The organism is bacterium, assembly GCA_024224155.1.
Taxonomy (GTDB): domain Bacteria; phylum Acidobacteriota; class Thermoanaerobaculia; order Multivoradales; family JAHEKO01; genus CALZIK01.
On the sequence record JAAENP010000282.1, the window covers coordinates 1 to 503 of the forward strand.

Consider the following 503-nt stretch of genomic DNA (forward strand, 5'->3'; position numbering starts at 1 on the left):
CTGCCCCCCTTCGCTACGATCCCTCTTCCCGCGGTGGCTCGTCCTGGATCGCCTGATCCAGCAGCAAACTGAAGTCTTTCGATTTCCGGTCTACCCGGTTTCGCAACTCCTCGAGGTCCTGCTCGAGCCCGCGTAGCCGGTCGGCCATGTGCAGGCAGGCCAGCACGGCAATTCGAGACGAATCCAGGTTGCCGGCGCGGGCGGCAACGGAAGTCATCAACTCGTCCACCGCATTGGCCAGATGCTCAGTTTCGGACGGGTCCCCAGCAGTGCGTAGCGTGTAGGTCTGATTGAAGATAGTGACCCGAACCTGTTTCTTGTCGGAGGCGTCCGAGGCCATGATGTATTCCTCAGCCCGAGCCGAGCACGTCCATTTGGCCCAGCAGCTTCTCGATGCGGGCACGCACCTGGTTGCGCTCCTCGCGGAGTGTGTCCAGCTCTTCGATTTGTGCTTCGAGCCGGGCCTTCGCCTCTTCGGACTCCCGCACGGCGGCGTCCCGCTC

General features: G+C 62.8%; 2 protein-coding genes. Both read right to left on the bottom strand.

Annotation, left to right across the window (positions count from 1 at the left end; genetic code table 11):
- Nucleotides 1–13: 13 nt before the first annotated feature.
- Nucleotides 14–340 carry a cell division protein ZapA gene (locus GY769_14585; protein ID MCP4203146.1) on the bottom strand — a complete coding sequence of 109 codons (327 nt, stop codon included), beginning with the start codon at nucleotides 338–340 and terminating at the stop codon, nucleotides 14–16.
- A gap of 10 nt (nucleotides 341–350) precedes the next feature.
- The coding region (locus tag GY769_14590; GenBank protein MCP4203147.1) for a hypothetical protein at nucleotides 351–503 on the bottom strand (153 nt) is incomplete at its 5' end.